The organism is Kitasatospora sp. NPDC004272 (genome assembly GCF_053603035.1).
In genome coordinates this window covers 1-14,809 of sequence record NZ_JBSGET010000106.1, presented here as the reverse complement: position 1 = coordinate 14,809, position 14,809 = coordinate 1, and the positions used below count along the sequence as shown (strand labels likewise).

General features: G+C 74.7%; 12 protein-coding genes and 1 pseudogene. 8 read left to right on the top strand and 5 right to left on the bottom strand.

Annotated features, from left to right (window positions below; all coding sequences use genetic code 11):
- Positions 1-14: 14 nt before the first annotated feature.
- Positions 15-1,061: a cell division protein ZapE gene (gene zapE / locus ACWEO5_RS27485; RefSeq protein WP_344552906.1), complete on the bottom strand. Its 1,047-nt coding sequence runs from the start codon at positions 1,059-1,061 to the stop codon at positions 15-17.
- Between the two features lie 94 nt (positions 1,062-1,155).
- Here zapE and ACWEO5_RS27480 point away from each other — a divergent pair, with 94 nt between their 5' ends.
- From ACWEO5_RS27480 to msrB, 4 genes are all read left to right on the top strand, one after another.
- The gene (locus ACWEO5_RS27480; protein ID WP_452164906.1) at positions 1,156-1,932 is read left to right on the top strand and encodes a pyrimidine reductase family protein; all 777 of its coding nucleotides are present in this window, start codon (positions 1,156-1,158) and stop codon (positions 1,930-1,932) included.
- A gap of 144 nt (positions 1,933-2,076) precedes the next feature.
- Positions 2,077-2,541, top strand: coding sequence for an indole-3-glycerol phosphate synthase (locus ACWEO5_RS27475; protein WP_344552908.1), 465 nt, complete (start codon positions 2,077-2,079; stop codon positions 2,539-2,541).
- A gap of 99 nt (positions 2,542-2,640) precedes the next feature.
- Positions 2,641-4,047 carry a UDP-N-acetylmuramate--L-alanine ligase gene (murC, locus tag ACWEO5_RS27470; protein ID WP_452164905.1) on the top strand — a complete coding sequence of 469 codons (1,407 nt, stop codon included), beginning with the start codon at positions 2,641-2,643 and terminating at the stop codon, positions 4,045-4,047.
- Between the two features lie 27 nt (positions 4,048-4,074).
- Positions 4,075-4,479 (top strand): peptide-methionine (R)-S-oxide reductase MsrB, encoded by a 405-nt coding sequence (gene msrB, locus ACWEO5_RS27465; protein WP_452164904.1) that lies wholly within the window; start codon positions 4,075-4,077, stop codon positions 4,477-4,479.
- A gap of 74 nt (positions 4,480-4,553) precedes the next feature.
- On the opposite strand, the gene ACWEO5_RS27460 is transcribed toward msrB, so the two are convergent.
- Complete coding sequence (locus ACWEO5_RS27460) at positions 4,554-5,360, bottom strand: alpha/beta fold hydrolase (protein ID WP_452164903.1); 807 nt, start codon at positions 5,358-5,360, stop codon at positions 4,554-4,556.
- Positions 5,361-5,523: 163 nt separating this feature from the next.
- Here ACWEO5_RS27460 and ACWEO5_RS27455 point away from each other — a divergent pair, with 163 nt between their 5' ends.
- Positions 5,524-7,638, top strand: a complete 2,115-nt coding sequence (locus ACWEO5_RS27455; protein WP_452164902.1) for a restriction endonuclease — start codon at positions 5,524-5,526, stop codon at positions 7,636-7,638.
- Between the two features lie 214 nt (positions 7,639-7,852).
- Here ACWEO5_RS27455 and ACWEO5_RS27450 read toward each other — a convergent pair whose 3' ends face one another.
- Complete coding sequence (locus ACWEO5_RS27450) at positions 7,853-8,773, bottom strand: N-acetyltransferase family protein (RefSeq protein ID WP_452164901.1); 921 nt, start codon at positions 8,771-8,773, stop codon at positions 7,853-7,855.
- Positions 8,774-8,973: 200 nt separating this feature from the next.
- On the opposite strand from ACWEO5_RS27450, the pseudogene ACWEO5_RS27445 reads away from it, so the two are divergent.
- The 3 genes and pseudogenes from ACWEO5_RS27445 (at position 8,974) to ACWEO5_RS27435 (ending at position 12,185) form a co-directional block, all read left to right on the top strand.
- Positions 8,974-10,273, top strand: a pseudogene (locus ACWEO5_RS27445) (DUF692 domain-containing protein).
- 40 nt (positions 10,274-10,313) lie between these two features.
- Positions 10,314-11,342 carry a TIGR04222 domain-containing membrane protein gene (locus tag ACWEO5_RS27440; RefSeq protein ID WP_452164900.1) on the top strand — a complete coding sequence of 343 codons (1,029 nt, stop codon included), beginning with the start codon at positions 10,314-10,316 and terminating at the stop codon, positions 11,340-11,342.
- An 81-nt stretch (positions 11,343-11,423) separates the two neighbouring features.
- On the top strand, positions 11,424-12,185 hold the full coding sequence (locus tag ACWEO5_RS27435) for a TIGR04222 domain-containing membrane protein (RefSeq protein WP_452164899.1): 762 nt from the start codon (positions 11,424-11,426) through the stop codon (positions 12,183-12,185).
- A gap of 173 nt (positions 12,186-12,358) precedes the next feature.
- Here ACWEO5_RS27435 and hemQ read toward each other — a convergent pair whose 3' ends face one another.
- Together hemQ and hemG are read right to left on the bottom strand one after the other, a co-directional pair.
- Complete coding sequence (hemQ, locus tag ACWEO5_RS27430) at positions 12,359-13,069, bottom strand: hydrogen peroxide-dependent heme synthase (protein ID WP_344552917.1); 711 nt, start codon at positions 13,067-13,069, stop codon at positions 12,359-12,361.
- Positions 13,066-14,469, bottom strand: a complete 1,404-nt coding sequence (gene hemG, locus ACWEO5_RS27425; protein WP_452164898.1) for a protoporphyrinogen oxidase — start codon at positions 14,467-14,469, stop codon at positions 13,066-13,068. Before hemG ends, hemQ begins: the two co-directional genes overlap by 4 nt.
- Positions 14,470-14,809: the final 340 nt, after the last annotated feature.

The window sequence follows — 14,809 nt, the reverse complement described above, 5'->3', positions numbered from 1 at the left end:
CGACAGAACGGGTGCTACTTCGCGGAGTCCCGGGCCAGCGCGACCAGCCGGGAGACCGCCCGCAGGTACTTCTTCCGGTAGCCGCCGCGCAGCATCTCCTCGGTGAACACCTCGTCGAACGGCACGCCCGAGGCGGTGACCGGCAGCTCCCGGTCGTACATCCGGTCGGCCAGCACCACCAGCCGCAGCGCGGTCGCCTGGTCGTCCACCTGCCGCACCCCGCGCAGGAACACCGCGCCGACCTCGTCCAGCAGCGCGCCGTACCGGCTGGGGTGCACCTCCTTCAGGTGCTCCAGCAGGGCGTCGAAGTCGTCCAGCGAGGCCCCCGGGGTGCGGGCCGCGCGGGCCGTCACCTCGGCGTCGTCGTACGGCGGCGGGGCCGCGGGCAGACCGCGGTGCCGGTAGTCCTGGCCGTCGATCCGCACCGGGCGGAAGTGCGCGGACAGGCCCTGGATCTCCCGCATGAAGTCGGCGGCGGCGAACCGGCCCTCACCGAGCTTCTCCGGCAGCGTGTTCGAGGTCGCGCACAGCTTGACCCCGTTCTCCACCAGCCGGCTCAGCAGCGTCGACACCAGCACGGTGTCGCCCGGGTCGTCCAGCTCGAACTCGTCGATGCACAGCAGCCGGTGCGTGCTCAGCGTCCTCACCGCGCCCTGGAAGGTCAGCGCACCCACAAGGTTGGTCAGCTCGACGAACGTCCCGAACGCCTTCGGCCCCGGGACCGCGTGCCACAGCGAGGCCAGCAGGTGCGTCTTGCCGACGCCGTACCCGCCGTCCAGGTAGATCCCGGCCGGCCCGGTGGGCACCGGCGCCGACCGCCGGAACCAGCCCCGCTTCGGCGGCTCGGCGGCGCCGTTCAGCCCCGCCGCGAAGGACTCCAGGATCTGGACCGCCTCGTACTGGCTCGGCTGCGAGGCGTCCGGCAGGTAGCTGCCGAAACTCACCCCGGCGAAGCGCGGCGGCGGCACCATCTCCGCCACCAGCCGCTCGGCCGGTACCACCGGGCGCCGATCGGCCAGGGCTATCGCGGTGTGAATATCGGACTCCGAGGCAGCAGACACGAGACAACAGGGTACTCGCGCGGGAAAACCCGGTGCGAAACCAGGGGCGCCCGCGCAGCGGTCCCCCGGGCCCCCGGCTGGGAGACTCGGAGGCATGGAGCAACTGATCGGTGACACCCCCGGAACCCCCGGCGAGCTGGAGTGGCTGGCGCAGGCGTACGCGTACCCGGCCCGGGGGGCGTGGCTGCGGGCGAACATGGTCTCCTCGCTGGACGGGGCGGCCCGGCTGGAGGGCCTCTCGGAGGGGCTGTCCAGCGAGGCGGACAAGCGGATCTTCGGGGTGCTGCGGGCGCTGTGCGACGTGGTGCTGGTGGGGGCCGAGACGGTGCGGGCCGAGGGGTACCGGCCGGGGCGGGCCCGGCCGGAGTTCGCGGCGCGGCGGGCGGCCGCCGGCCAGTTGCCCGCGCCGGTGATCGCGGTGGTGTCGCGGAGCCTGGAGCTGGACCTCTCGGCGCCGCTGTTCACCGGGCCACTGGTGCCGACCGTGGTGGTGACGACGGTCGACGCACCGGCCGACAAGCTCGCCCGGGTCGCCGCCGCAGCCGATGTGATCACCGCAGGAACGGGCTCGGTGGACCTCCCCCGGGCGGTGGCCGCGCTCACGGAGCGTGGTTGGCGCCGCCAGCTCACCGAGGGCGGTCCCCGCCTGCTCGCACAGCTCGCGGCGGACGGTCTGCTGGACGAGCTGTGCCTGTCGGTGGCGCCCTTGGTGACGGCGGGTGATTCACCGAGGATCGTGAACGGGCCGGGAATCCCGGACGTCCGGCCGATGCGGCTGGTGTCATTGATCGAGGAGAAAGGTTTCCTCTTCACCCGCTACCTGCGACCGACCGATCCGGATCGCTCCCCGAGCGTCCCCGCCCTCGCCTGAGACAGATGAGACGCATCCTGACCGATGTGGATCATGTGATCCGTGTGGCGCGTGTGCAGCGTGAGGAATCCTTCCTCCGGGCACTATGAAGGAATGGGGAGCAGGGAGCCGGACCCGGGGGCCCGCACCAGCGAAGGGACTCACGTGTTCAAGACCGTACTGATGATCGAGAAGGCACTCTCCGACGCCGACGTGGAGCTGGTCACCACGCTCCACGGCGAGGAGCAGGTCTCCTTCGTCGTCCTGATGCAACCCCGCGGCAAGCAGGACGAGTTGCTGCGCGCCCTGGACGACGTGGCCCTCGGCCATCTGGACAAGGCGGTGCACGAGCACGACGACGACGCGCAGGACGCGCCCACCCTTGCGGGCGAATCCCTGGAGCACAGCCTGCGCCACCTCCAGCGGGCCGGGGCGGAGGCGGTCGGCGAGGTGGTCGGGGCGCACCCGCTGGTGCGGCTGCGCGAGGTGGTGGAGGAGCACAAGGCCGACGAGGTGCTGGTGCTGACCTCGCCGCACTTCGTCGAGGAGTTCTTCCACCGGGACTGGGCCTCCCGCGCCCGGCACGAGGTCGGCGTCCCGGTGCTCAAGCTGTTCGCCAGCGAAACCTGACCGGGCTCCCGGTTAGGGCAGAATCGTCCCGTAGCTCCGTGAAGCGTTTTACGGAGCTACCGGACGATCCCGCCTCCTCACGCCCGTACGGAGCCAGCCTTGAACGACGCCGCCCACGACCTGCACGCCCCGCACTTCATCGGCATCGGCGGCGCCGGCATGTCCGGCCTGGCGAAGATCCTCGCGGTGCGCGGCGCGACCGTCTCGGGCTCCGACGCGAAGGAGTCGGAGACCGTGCGGGCGCTGCGCGAACTGGGGGCGACGGTGTTCGTCGGGCACGCCGCGGAGCACCTGCCGGCCGGGACGAGCAGCGTGGTGGTCTCCAGCGCGATCCGGGCCGACAACCCGGAGCTGGTGGCCGCGCGGGAGCGGGGCGTCCCGGTGGTGCACCGGTCGGACGCGCTGGCGGCGCTGATGGGCGGCCGCCGGGCGCTCGCGGTGGCGGGCACGCACGGCAAGACCACCACCACCTCGATGCTCGCGGTCAGCCTGGGCGAGCTGGGCCTGGAGCCCTCGTACGCGATCGGCGGCGACCTGGACGCGCCGGGGTCGAACGCGCACCACGGGGCTGGCGAGATCTTCGTCGCGGAGGCGGACGAGAGCGACCGCAGCTTCCACAAGTACGCGCCCGAGGTGGCGATCGTGCTGAACGTGGAGCTGGACCACCACGCCAACTACGCGTCGATCGAGGAGATCTACGAGTCCTTCGAGACCTTCGTCGGCCGGATCCAGCCCGGCGGCACCCTGGTGGTCTCGGCCGACCACGAGGGCGCCCGCGAGCTGACCCGCCGGGTGGCGGGCCGGGAGGGCCTGAACGTGGTGACGGTCGGCGCCGCCGCGGACGCCGCCCTGCGGGTGCTGGAGGTCGAGGCGCGCGGCATGACCAGCGAGGTGACGGTCGAGCTCGGCGGCGAGCCGCTGACCTTCACCGTCTCGGTGCCCGGCCGGCACTACGCGCACAACGCGGTCGCGGCGCTGGCCGCGGGCATCGCGCTGGGCGTCCCGGCCGAGGGCCTGGCGAAGGCGCTGGGCGCGTACACCGGGGTGCGGCGGCGGCTGCAGCTCAAGGGCGAGGCGCGCGGCGTCCAGGTGATCGACTCCTACGCGCACCACCCGACCGAGATGGCCGCCGACCTGGAGGCGATCCGGGAGGCGGCGGGCCCGGGCCGGGTGCTGGTGGTCTTCCAGCCGCACCTGTTCTCCCGCACCCAGCAGCTGGCCGAGGAGATGGGGCAGGCGCTGGCGCTGGCCGACGCCTCGGTGGTTCTGGACATCTACCCGGCCCGCGAGGACCCGATCCCGGGCGTCACCGCCGAGCTGATCATCGACGCGGCCCGCCGGGCCGGCGCCGACGTCCGGGCCGAGCACGACTTCGCGGCCGCCCCGGCGCTGCTGGCCGCGCTGGCCGCCCCCGGTGACCTGGTGCTGACCATGGGCGCGGGCGACGTGACCAACCTGGGCCCGGAAATTCTGGCGGCCCTCGCGGACGTTGCACCTGCTGTCTGACGTCCCCGTTCCCAGCTGGAGACTGCCGTGAGCTACGAGGTCCAGAAGTCCGACGCCGAGTGGCGCGCCGAGCTGACCCCGGAGGAGTACCACGTGCTCCGCGAGGCCGGCACCGAGCGGCCGTTCGTCGGCGAGTACACCGACACCAAGACGGTCGGCGTCTACGCCTGCCGGGCGTGCGGCGCCGAGCTGTTCAGCAGCGAGACGAAGTTCGACTCGCACTGCGGCTGGCCGTCCTACTACTCGCCGCTGGCCGGTGACTCCGTGGAGTACCTGGAGGACACCAGCCTCGGCATGCGCCGGGTCGAGGTGCGCTGCAAGAAGTGCGGCAGCCACCTGGGGCACGTCTTCGAGGGCGAGGGCTACGACACCCCGACCGACCAGCGGTACTGCATCAACTCGATCTCGCTGACGCTGAAGCCCGCCGAGTAGTACCCGTTCCCGCACCGACGAGGGCCCTCCCCGGCCGCCGGGGAGGGCCCTCGTGCGCGTCCGGGGGCTCCCGGTCAGGACAGCCGGGTGCGCAGGAAGTCCAGCAGGGCGGCGTTGAAGCGTTCGGGCCGCTCGGCGCCCGGGAGGTGGCCGGCGTCGGGGACGACGGTGAGGTCGGCGTGCGGGACGAGGGCGCGGATGGCCTCGGAGTCGGCGACGGGGGTGTAGACGTCGTCGGCGCCGACCAGCAGCAGGGTGGGGACGGTGACCGTGCGCAGGGTGTCGCGGTAGTCGGGGCGCTCGGCCCGGCCGCGCAGGGCGGCGGCGGCGCCGCGCGGGTCGGTGTCGCGCATCATGGCGAGGACCCGGGCGGCCGTGTCGGGGAGGGCGGTGACGTTGTAGGGGGCGAGCATCTTGTCGATCACCTCGTCCGCGTAGCCGGCCATGCCCTCGGCGAGCAGCCGGTCGGCCATGTGGTTGCGGAACGCCTTGCCCTCCTCGGTCTCGGCGGGCGCCGAACTGTCGGACAGCACCAGCGCCAGCACGCGCTCCGGGTGGCGCAGGTGGAACTCCATGGCGATCTGGCCGCCCATCGAGACGCCGCCGACCACCGCGCGTTCGACGCCCAGGTGGTCGAGGAGGGCGGCGGTGTCGTCGGCGAAGTCGGCCAGCAGCACCTTGCCCGGCGTCACCCCGCTCTCGCCGTAGCCGCGCAGGTCGAAGGTGATCGCCCGGTACCCGGCCGCGGCGAGCGCGCGGACCTGCGGGTCCCACAGCGTGCGGTTGAACGGGTGGCCGTGGACCAGGACGACGGGGGTGCCGTCGGCCGGGCCGGTCTCGTCGTAGTGCAGCGTGGCGCCGTTCACCGTCGTGTGGCTCATCGAGGGCCTTCCGTCTCGCGTTCCGGAACCGTGGGCGTCCGGAGTGTCGGGCCAGGGTACGGCTGCGGGTGACCCGGCTCCCCGGCGGCATGGAAGACTGTTGCCCTTCCGAACGGTCTTGGACGTGGGTGGGGCGGGCGTGGCGCGGCGGCGGTCTTCCGGGGTGTGGTCGGTACTGGCTCAGGCGCAGCGCGAGCAGCACCGGCGCGCCGAGGCGCAGCGCAGGGCGGCGGCGGCCGCGCAGCGCGAGAACGAGCGGGCCCGGCGGGAGGCGCAGCGGGCGGCGGCCCGGGGCGAGCGGGAGGCGCTGAAGGCGTACCAGCAGGGGCGGGAGTCGGACACCGCCCGGCGGACCGCCGAACTGGACGAGCAGGTCGCCGAGTTGCGCGGGGTGCTGGCGGCGGGGCTGGCCGGGCCGGGGTTCTCGCTGGCCGTTCCGGACCGTCCGGCGGTGCCGCCGTTCGACCCCGGCCCGCTGGGCGCGCCGGTGCCGATGCCGGACCAGAACTGGTACCTGGTGCCGGCCCCGACGGGTTCGCAGGCGTACCGGCCGGGGGCCCGCCGGCAGTGGGAGGAGCAGTCGGCGCAGGCCCGGGCCAGGTTCGAGTACGACTGGCAGGCGGCCTGGGCGGCCGAGCAGCACCGGCAGCGCCAACTCGCCGACTACCGGGCCCAGTACGACGCGTGGGCGGCCGAACGGCACCGGCTGCTGGCCGAACAGACTTCGCAGGCCGGGCAGTTGGCGGCGCGGCTGCGGGCGGGCGAACCGGCGGCGGTCGCCGAGTACTTCGAGGCGGTGATCGACTGGCGCGAGGACTGGCCGGACGGTTTCCCCGCCGACGGCGAGACCTCCTGGGACGCCCCCGCCCGCCGGCTGGTGGTGCGCTGGGAGCTGCCGCCGTACGAGGTGGTGCCGTCGGTGGGCCGGTACCGGTACGTCCGCTCCGACGACCGCGAGGACGAGATCGCCCGGCCGGTCGCCCAGCGCAAGGAGCTGTACCGGGAGGTGCTGGCGCAGTGCGCGCTGCGGGTGCTCGCGGAGGTGTTCCGGGCCGACCCCGACGGGCTGCTCGCCTCGGTCGCCCTGAACGGCGTGGTGGTCGCCACCGACCCGGCGACCGGGCAGGAGGGCGAGCGCTGCCTGCTGGCCGTGGAAGCCGACCGGGACGCCTTCGCGGCGCTCGCCCTGGACCGGGTCGCCCCGCTGGACTGCCTGGTCGGCGCGCTGGGCGGCCGGGTCTCGGCCCGCCCGGAGAAGGCCGAGACGGTCGCCGAGGTGCCGACTTCCGCAGCCGGGACGGCCGTTGGAGCCCCTTCCGGCGCAGCTGCCCCGGCCGCCGGGGCCGCCGCTGGCCGCACGGACGGGGAGGGCCCCGACCTGTTCGAGATGGACCCGCTGGAGTTCGAGGAACTGGTCGCCGAACTGTTCCGCCGCCGGGGCCTGCGCACCAGCACCACCGCGCGCAGCGGCGACGAGGGCGTGGACGTGCTGGCCGAGGACCCGGACCCGATCACCGGCGGGAAGATCGTCATCCAGGCCAAGCGCTACCGGAAGACCGTGCCGCCGAGCGCCGTCCGCGACCTGGAGTCGACGATGCGGCGACAGGGCGCCAACCGGGGCATCCTGGTCACCACGGCGGGCTTCGGGCCGGGCTCGCGCAAGCACGCCGAGGGGCAGCCGCTCACCCTGGTGGACGGCCCGATGCTGCTGGAACTGCTCCGCGAGCAGGGCCTCCCGGGCCGGCTCGGCCCGGTGGTTCCCGCCCAACGGACTTCCTCCGCGCGGGAGTTGACGCCTGGACAGAACACCGTACTGCCCGCCGAGGAGGTCCGCGTCCGGTTCCGGGCGGGCGGCGCGGCGGCCGACCTGACCCTGTTGCTGCTGGACGCGGACGGCAAGGTCCGGCGCGACGAGGACTTCGTCTTCTACCACCAGCCGAGCGCGGAGGACGGCGCCGTCACGCTGCGCCCGGAGGAGCACCGCGCGAGCATCCGCACCGGCCGGCTCCCGGACTCGGTGCGGCGGGTGGCGATCTCGATCAACCTGGAGACGGACGGCGACGGCACCTGCGCGGACCTGGTCGACCCCCGGGTGGAACTGCACTGCGGCGACGGCCACTGGCTGTTCCGTCCCCCCGCCGACCCCGCGGTCTCCGCGATGCTGGTCGCCGAGGTCTACCGGCACCCCGCCGACGGCTGGAAGCTCCGCGCCCTGGGCCAGGGCTGGTCCGACGGCCTGGCGGGCCTGGCCCGCGACCACGGCGTGGACGTCGCGTAGCCCGCGCCCCGGAGAGAACCGCTGCGCGAACCGGCGGAGCCGGGGGCGCGGGGAACTGCGCGACCAGCCAGGCACCCACCGCAGGATCGCGGGGTGGCATCAACTCACCGCCCTCCCCCGCGATCTCGCAGGCGTTCACCTGCCGCCGCGCGCAGTTCCCCGCACCCCCGCCCGCACCACACCGCCGAGCGCAGCAACTCCCCCTGGCGGGAGCCTATTCGCGGAGCGTCCGGGTGTGCTTCCACTCGGCCGCGCACTCGCGGTAGCCGAGCCAGGCGTTGATGGCCAGCATCGGGGTGTTGTCCGCGTCGTTCTGGGTGTAGGCGGCGGTGAGGCCGCGGGCCTTGGCGCGGTGCAGGGCGTGGACCTTGGCGAGTTTGGCCAGGCCGCGGCCGCGGTGGGTGGAGCGGGTCGCGGTGAAGGCGGACCAGTAGGTGCGGTGGCCGTCGGTCTGGGCGGCGGAGAAGGCGACCGGTTCGCCGTCCGCGAGGACGACCGAGGTGAGGGTGTGGTCCTGGTCGGGGCGCTGCCAGATCTCGGCGAGCCAGCTCTCGTACGGCTGGTCGTCGAGGACCAGGTCGCCGGGCTCGGCGCGGGTGCCGTCGATGTCGACCAGGTAGATCGGGTACGGGTCGTCCAGGTAGTCGGCGGCGGTGCGCAGTTCGACGCCCGGCGGGGTGGGCGGCAGCGGGGGCAGCGGGGCGGTGAGGTCGAGGCCGGAGAAGCGGCCGGCCCGGCCGCTGCGCCGGTAGCCGCGGGCGGTGGCGAAGCCGAGGGCTTCGGGGGTGTCGTCGACCCAGCTGTGCGCGTCCCGGACGCCGAGGGCGGCGAGGTCCCGCTCGGCGGCGGCGAGCAGGGCGGTGCCGGCGCCGGCGCCGCGGTGCTCGGGGAGCACGCTGATGTTGAGGAAGCCCTGGTGGGAGGTGGTGCTCTCGGGGACCGGGCCGAACCGCGCGGTGCCGACGACCCGGCCGTCCCGTTCGGCGACCAGCAGGTGGTAGTGCGGCAGGGCGGACTGCCAGGTGACCACCTCGGGGGTGGTGACCAGGTGCGGGCGGCCGGCCCGGTAGGCCGCGGCGGCGTCGGTGGCGTCGGCGGGTGCGAACGGACGGATGCGGTACGGCGTCGAAGTCATAGGCATGTCACGTTAGCCAGTCGTTCGTCCGTGCGCTGCTGAATTTCCCCCCACCCGGGCGGCACTCCGTTCAGTACCGGTGGAACCTCAAGTTCAGCTCTGAGTTTCCGTTGTCCCGCTTGGCATCGGCGCGCCGCGGATACACCCTCGACTGCGGGGAGTCGGGCTTGCCGGAAAACCCCGGGAAGAGGGGGTGGAATATGTCTTCGTCCGATATTCCGCGATTGGGCACCGGGATCGGCTGGCGGCCCGAGATCGACACCGCGGTGGAGCGGCTGCCCGGCCTGGACTGGGTGGAGGTGGTCGCCGAGAACGTCTGCGCCGACCACCTGCCGCCCTCGCTGGCCGAGTTGCGCGCCCGCGGCGTCACCGTCGTCCCGCACGGCGTCTCGCTCGGCCTCGGGGACGCCGCCGCGCCCGACCCGGCCCGGCTGGCCCGGCTGGCCGCGGTCGCCGAGTCGCTCGGGTCGCCGCTGGTCAGCGAGCACCTGGCGTTCGTCCGGGCGGGCGGTCTGGAGGCCGGGCACCTGCTGCCGGTGCCGCGCACCCGGGAGGCGCTGCGGGTGGTGGCCGCGAACGTCCGGATCGCCCAGCGGGAGCTGCCGGTGCCGCTCGCCCTGGAGAACATCGCCGCCCAACTGGCCTGGCCCGGAGATGAGTTGACCGAGGCCCAGTTCCTCGCCGAGCTGGTCGAACGCACCGGCGTCCGGCTGCTGGTGGACGTCGCCAACCTGCACACCAACCGGGTCAACCTGGGCGTCGACCCGGCCGCCGAACTCGACCGGCTGCCGCTGGAGGCCCTCGCCTACGTGCACGTCGCCGGGGGCGTCGAGCGCGACGGCGTCTGGCACGACACCCACACCCACCCCGTCACCGCCCCCGTGCTGGAGGTGCTGGCCGAGCTCTGCGCCCGGACCGACCCGCCCGGGGTGCTGCTGGAGCGGGACGGCGCCTACCCGCCGCCCGCCGAACTGTCCGCCGAACTCGACGCGATCCGCCGCGTCCAGCACCTCCACCGCGTCCAGCACCTCCACCGCAGGGAGACCGCCCGTGTCTGAGCAGCACGAGTACCTGATCCGCGACCGCGAGGACGCCGAACTCGCCCTCGCCCGCACCCACCTGGCGCACCGCCAGCAGGAGCTGCTGGCCGCCCTGGTGGCCGGCGCCCCGGCCCCGGCCGGCTTCGACCCGGAGCAGTTGCGCGTCCAGGCCGAGGGCCTGCTCGCCAAGCGCCGGGAGATCGCCGCCCACCTGGTGCCGGAACTGCCGGGGCTGCTCGGGGCGGACTTCGCCCCGCTGTTCGCCCGCTACTGCGCCGGGCGGCCGCTCACCGGCGGCCACCGCGCCGACGCCCGGGCCTTCGCCGCATGGGCCCTCGACACCCGTCCGGACGCCGCCTGGCACCCCGGACTGCGCCGCCTGCTGCACCCCGCCGCCTCCCGGTGGAGCCGCCTGCTGCCGCGCCGCACCCGCGACCGCGCCGACCGGGCGCACGCGTAACCGCACCTCACCACGGAGCAGAGAAAGGAACCACGGGGGAATGTGGAACTTCCGGTTCGTCCTGGCGTTCGCGCTGATCGCGTTCACCGTCGCCCTGTCCGCCGTCCACAACCGGCGCTACCGCCGGGTCACCGACCCGCAGGGCCTGCCCGGCCGCGGCCAGCCGCTGCTGGACGTCGCCTTCCTGGCCGGCGGCCCGGCCCGGGCGGTCGACACCGCGCTGGTCCGGATGGAGCGCGAGGGCCGGGTGGTGGTCTCCCGGGCCCGCCGGGTCACCGTCACCGACGACCGAACGTCCGACCCGGTCGAGCGCGTGCTGGTCACCGCCGTCGGCGGGCGGGCCGGGCGCGACCTGTCCGTGCTGCGCGCCTCCGTGACGGGCAGCCCCGAGGTGCAGCGGATCGGCGACGGGCTGGCCGCCCGCGGCCTGATGCGCCACCCCACCGCGCTGCGCAACGCCCGGCGGGCCCGTCGGCTGGTGCTGCTGGCGCTGCTGGTCGCGATCGTCCTCGGCACGGTCTCCACCGTCCAGTGGGCGGGCTCGGCGGACCGGGACACCACCGCGCCCCCGTTCGTCCCGTACTTCCTGCTCGTCCTGCTCACGGTCATCGTCCTGATCGCCACTTACGTCCCGAAGAGCCGGATCACCCCGGCCGGGCGGCGCCAGTTGCTGCTGGTCCGCGGCAGCGTCCCGTGGCGGCCGCGCGAGGTCGCCGCCGAGCACGCCGAGCTGGTCGGCGCGTTCGCCCTGGACGGCGCCGCCGCGCTGCGCCGGTCCGAGCACCGGGCGCTGCGGGACGCGCTGACCGGCCCGGCCGCGACCACCCGCTCCTCCCGCTCCTCCGGGTCGGACGGCGGCGCGGAGTACGCGGCCGGCGCCGGGGCGGCGGCGTGGTGCGGCACGCCCTCGTCCTCGTCCTGCGGCTCCTCCGGCGGTCACTCGGGCGGCTCCTCGCACCACTCCTGCGGTGGTTCCTCCTCGCACTCCTGCGGGTCCTCGTCGCACTCCTGCGGCTCGTCGAGCTCCTGCGGGTCGAGCTGCGGCGGGGGCGGTTGCGGCGGTTCGTGAACCGGCCGCCGAGTCACAGTTCGGTATCGCGGCCCGGCTATTTGTTCCGCTTCCGGCGCGCACAGGACTAGAACAAAAAGCATGTGGGTGTTGCTGCTGATCCCGTCCTGTGCCGCCGCGGTGCTCTCCTGCCTCCGCCTGGTACGGGTCGCCACGATCGCGGACGCCCTCACCGGCCGCGCCCCGCACCCCGGGCACCTTCCCGCGGGCGTCGGCCTGTACGAGACCGCGTACCTGGCCGGCGGCCCCGCCCGGGTGGTCGACCTGGCCCTGGTCCGGATGGCCGGGGTCGGCCGGCTGCACCTCGCCCACACCGGCTGGACCACCGTCGTCGACCCGCGGGGCCGCGGCCGCCTGGAGCGCGCGCTGATCGGCGCGATCGGCCCCGAGGGCCAGTGCCGCACCGCCCAGCTCAAGGCCGTGCTGGCCGCGCACCCCACCGTCCGCGACATCGGCGACCGGCTGACCTCGGCGGGGCTGGCGACGCCGGCCGTCGTCCGGGACCACGCCCTGCGGGCGGTCCGGCAGGTCCGCTACGCCCTGGTCGGGGCGGCGGCGATGCTGCTGCTCACCGTCCTGCTGACCGCCCCCGACGGCACCGCCGCCCGCACCGCGGTCGCCTGGTACGCCCTCCCGCTGGTCCTCACCGGCGGCACCCTGCTGATGGCCCGGGTCGACGTCCACGCCTACACCGCGTGGGCCGCCCCCGCCGGGCAGACCCTGCTGCGCACCCTCCCCTGCCGCCACACCCCCGCGACCGCCGACGACCTGCTCACCGCCGTCGCCATCTCCGGCCCGGCCGCCGTCCAGGACCCCCGGCTGCGCGCCGCGCTCGACTCCTGAGGCGGAACCGGGGGCTCGGAGAACGGCGAGTCCGTGCTGCTGACGGCCGGAGCCATCGAAGGTCCGTGCTGCTGCGTGCCCGGAACAGAACCGGAAGCCGATGCACGCAACGGCAGTGCACCGTCAGCAGACCCGGACTCGCCGTTCCCCGAGCCCCGGTCGGGGCTCTCCCTTTAGTACAGACCTGCGAGCAGGTCCGCGACCGGCTTGCGGCGGCCGGTGAAGAAGGGGACCTCCTCGCGGACGTGCAGCCGGGCGCGGGAGGGGCGCAGGTCGCGCATCAGGTCGACGATGCGGTGCAGTTCGTCGGCCTCGAAGGCGAGCAGCCACTCGTAGTCGCCGAGCGCGAAGGAGGCGACCGTGTTGGCGCGGACGTCGGGGTAGCCGCGGGCCATCTTGCCGTGCTCGGCGAGCATCGCCCGGCGCTCCTCGTCGGGGAGCAGGTACCACTCGTAGGAGCGGACGAAGGGGTAGACGCAGACGTACTCGCGGGGCCGCTCGTCGGCGAGGAACGCCGGGATGTGCGACTTGTTGAACTCGGCGGGGCGGTGCAGCGCCATGTTCGACCAGACCGGCTCCAGGTGGCGGCCGAGCGAGGTGCGGCGGAAGCGGTTGTACGCCTCCTGCAGGTCGTCGGAGTCCTCGGCGTGCCACCAGACCAGGATGTCGGCGTCGGCGCGCAGCGCGGAGACGTCGTAGGTGCCGCGGACGACCACGTCCTTGGCGGCGAGCTGCTCGAAGAGGGCGTCGACCTCGGCGGCGAGCGCGGTGCGGTCCTCGGGGAGGGCGTCCTTGAGCTTGAACACCGACCACATGGTGTAGCGGATGACCTGGTTGAGGTCGCGGGCCTTCTTCTTCACGGGCTGCTCAGTGCTTTCGGTCATGATCCCATTGTCCCTTCTGCGCGGGTGCTGCCGGTGCCAGGGGTGAGGTGCTCGGCGGCGCGCCGGGCGCCGCCGATGACGGCGGGGATGCCGACGCCGTCGTACGCGGCGCCGCAGACGGCGATCGCGCCGAGCGCGTCGAGGTGGGTGCGGATCCGGGCGACCCGGTCGAGGTGGCCGACGGGGTACTGCGGGAGTCCGTCCCGCCAGCGGGTGACGGCGTGGTCGTACGGGGTGGCGCGCAGGCCGACGGCGGTGCGCAGGTCGGCGAGCGAGCGGGCGACGAGTTCGGCGTCGTCCAGGTCGAGGGCGGCGGCCTCGCGGTGGCGGCCGAGCGAGGTGCGCAGCAGGAAGGCGTCGGGGGCGGAGCGCTCCAGCCAGCCCCACTTGTTGCTGGAGAAGGTGGACGCCTTGATGCTGCGCCGGTCGACCGGGGGGACCAGGAAGCCGCTGCCGGTGAGCGGGCTGTCCGCGAGGTCGGCGCGGCGGAAGGCGAGGGTGACCAGGGCCATCGACGCGTACTCGACGGCGCGCAGTTCGGCGGCGGCGCCGGGGGCGTCGGCGGCGAGCAGCGCGGCGGCCTGCGGGGCGGGGACGGCCAGCACGACGGCGTCGGCGGCGAGTTCGCGTCCGGCGGCGGTGATCCGCCAGCCGTCGGGGGTGCGGCGCAGGGCGTCGACGGGGTGGCCGGTGAGCAGTTCGGCGCCGTGCGCGCGGCCGTGGGCGGCGACGGCGTCGGGGAGGGTGCCGAGTCCGCCGCGCAGGCCCTGGAAGACCGGCCCGGTGGCGGTGGCGCGGCTGCTGAGTTCGCGGATGGCGGCGGTCAACGGGCCGTCCTGCCGGGCGAGTTGGAGCAGCTGCGGGACGGCGGCGCGGATCGAGATCTCGTCGGCGTGCCCGGCGTACACGCCGCCGAGCAGCGGTTCGACCAGCCGGTCGACGACCTCGCGGCCGAGCCGGTCGGCGATGTAGCGGCCGATCGGGGCGTCCTCGCCGAGTGCGGCGGGCTGCTCGTGGCGGGCCCGTTCCAGGCCCTCGGGGGTGAGCACGCCGGAGGCCCGGAGCGCGTCCAGGTCGCCGGGGACGCCCATGAGTTGGCCGCCGGGCAGCGGGCGCAGGCCCTCCCGGGTCCAGATCGCGGCCTTGGCGGTGCTGGGCGGCTCCAGTTGTTCGCCGAGGCCGACCCGCCGGGCCAGGTCGACGGCCTCGGGGCGGCGGGCGAGCATCGACTCGGCGCCGAGGTCGACCCGGACGCCGCCGACCTCGCCGCCGCACAGCTTCCCGCCGAAGCGGGTGGACGCCTCCAGCGCGGTCACCCGCACCGCTGCGTCCCCGAGGAAGGCGGCCGCGGCCAGGCCCGCGATGCCGCCACCGATCACCACGACGTGAGGTTTCGCCATGTCGACCAGTCTCCCAGCCCTTATCCGGATCCCCGGGATCGACCCCGGGCGGCCCGAGACCGGGACGAGTCCGCGGTGTGACCGATCCGGTACCGCGCAGACGGGTCCGTTCCGGGGGCCGCCGCGTCACAGCCGCACGGGGGTGGGCGACCGGCCCGCCCCGGAGGACGGGGAGGGCACGGAATGGACCTGCGGGTACGCAGAGCGGGCGCGGCGGGGGCACTGGCGGCGGTCCTGCTGCTGGCCGGGTGCAGCGCGGACGCCGAGCGCGCGTCGTCGTCGGACGCGGCGGCGGTCGCCCCCGCGGTCGCCCCCGCGGGCGGCGAGCGGGCGGCGGGCC

What these genes read in the sequence shown, in the direction of transcription:
- ACWEO5_RS27460 (WP_452164903.1), bottom strand. Translation starts at nt 5,360, where the DNA reads ATGAGCCACACGACGGTGAACGGCGCCACGCTGCACTACGACGAGACC.
- hemG (WP_452164898.1), bottom strand. Translation starts at nt 14,469, where the DNA reads ATGGCGAAACCTCACGTCGTGGTGATCGGTGGCGGCATCGCGGGCCTG.
- ACWEO5_RS27435 (WP_452164899.1), top strand. Translation starts at nt 11,424, where the DNA reads ATGTGGGTGTTGCTGCTGATCCCGTCCTGTGCCGCCGCGGTGCTCTCC.
- ACWEO5_RS27480 (WP_452164906.1), top strand. Translation starts at nt 1,156, where the DNA reads ATGGAGCAACTGATCGGTGACACCCCCGGAACCCCCGGCGAGCTGGAG.
- ACWEO5_RS27450 (WP_452164901.1), bottom strand. Translation starts at nt 8,773, where the DNA reads ATGACTTCGACGCCGTACCGCATCCGTCCGTTCGCACCCGCCGACGCC.
- ACWEO5_RS27440 (WP_452164900.1), top strand. Translation starts at nt 10,314, where the DNA reads ATGTGGAACTTCCGGTTCGTCCTGGCGTTCGCGCTGATCGCGTTCACC.
- hemQ (WP_344552917.1), bottom strand. Translation starts at nt 13,069, where the DNA reads ATGACCGAAAGCACTGAGCAGCCCGTGAAGAAGAAGGCCCGCGACCTC.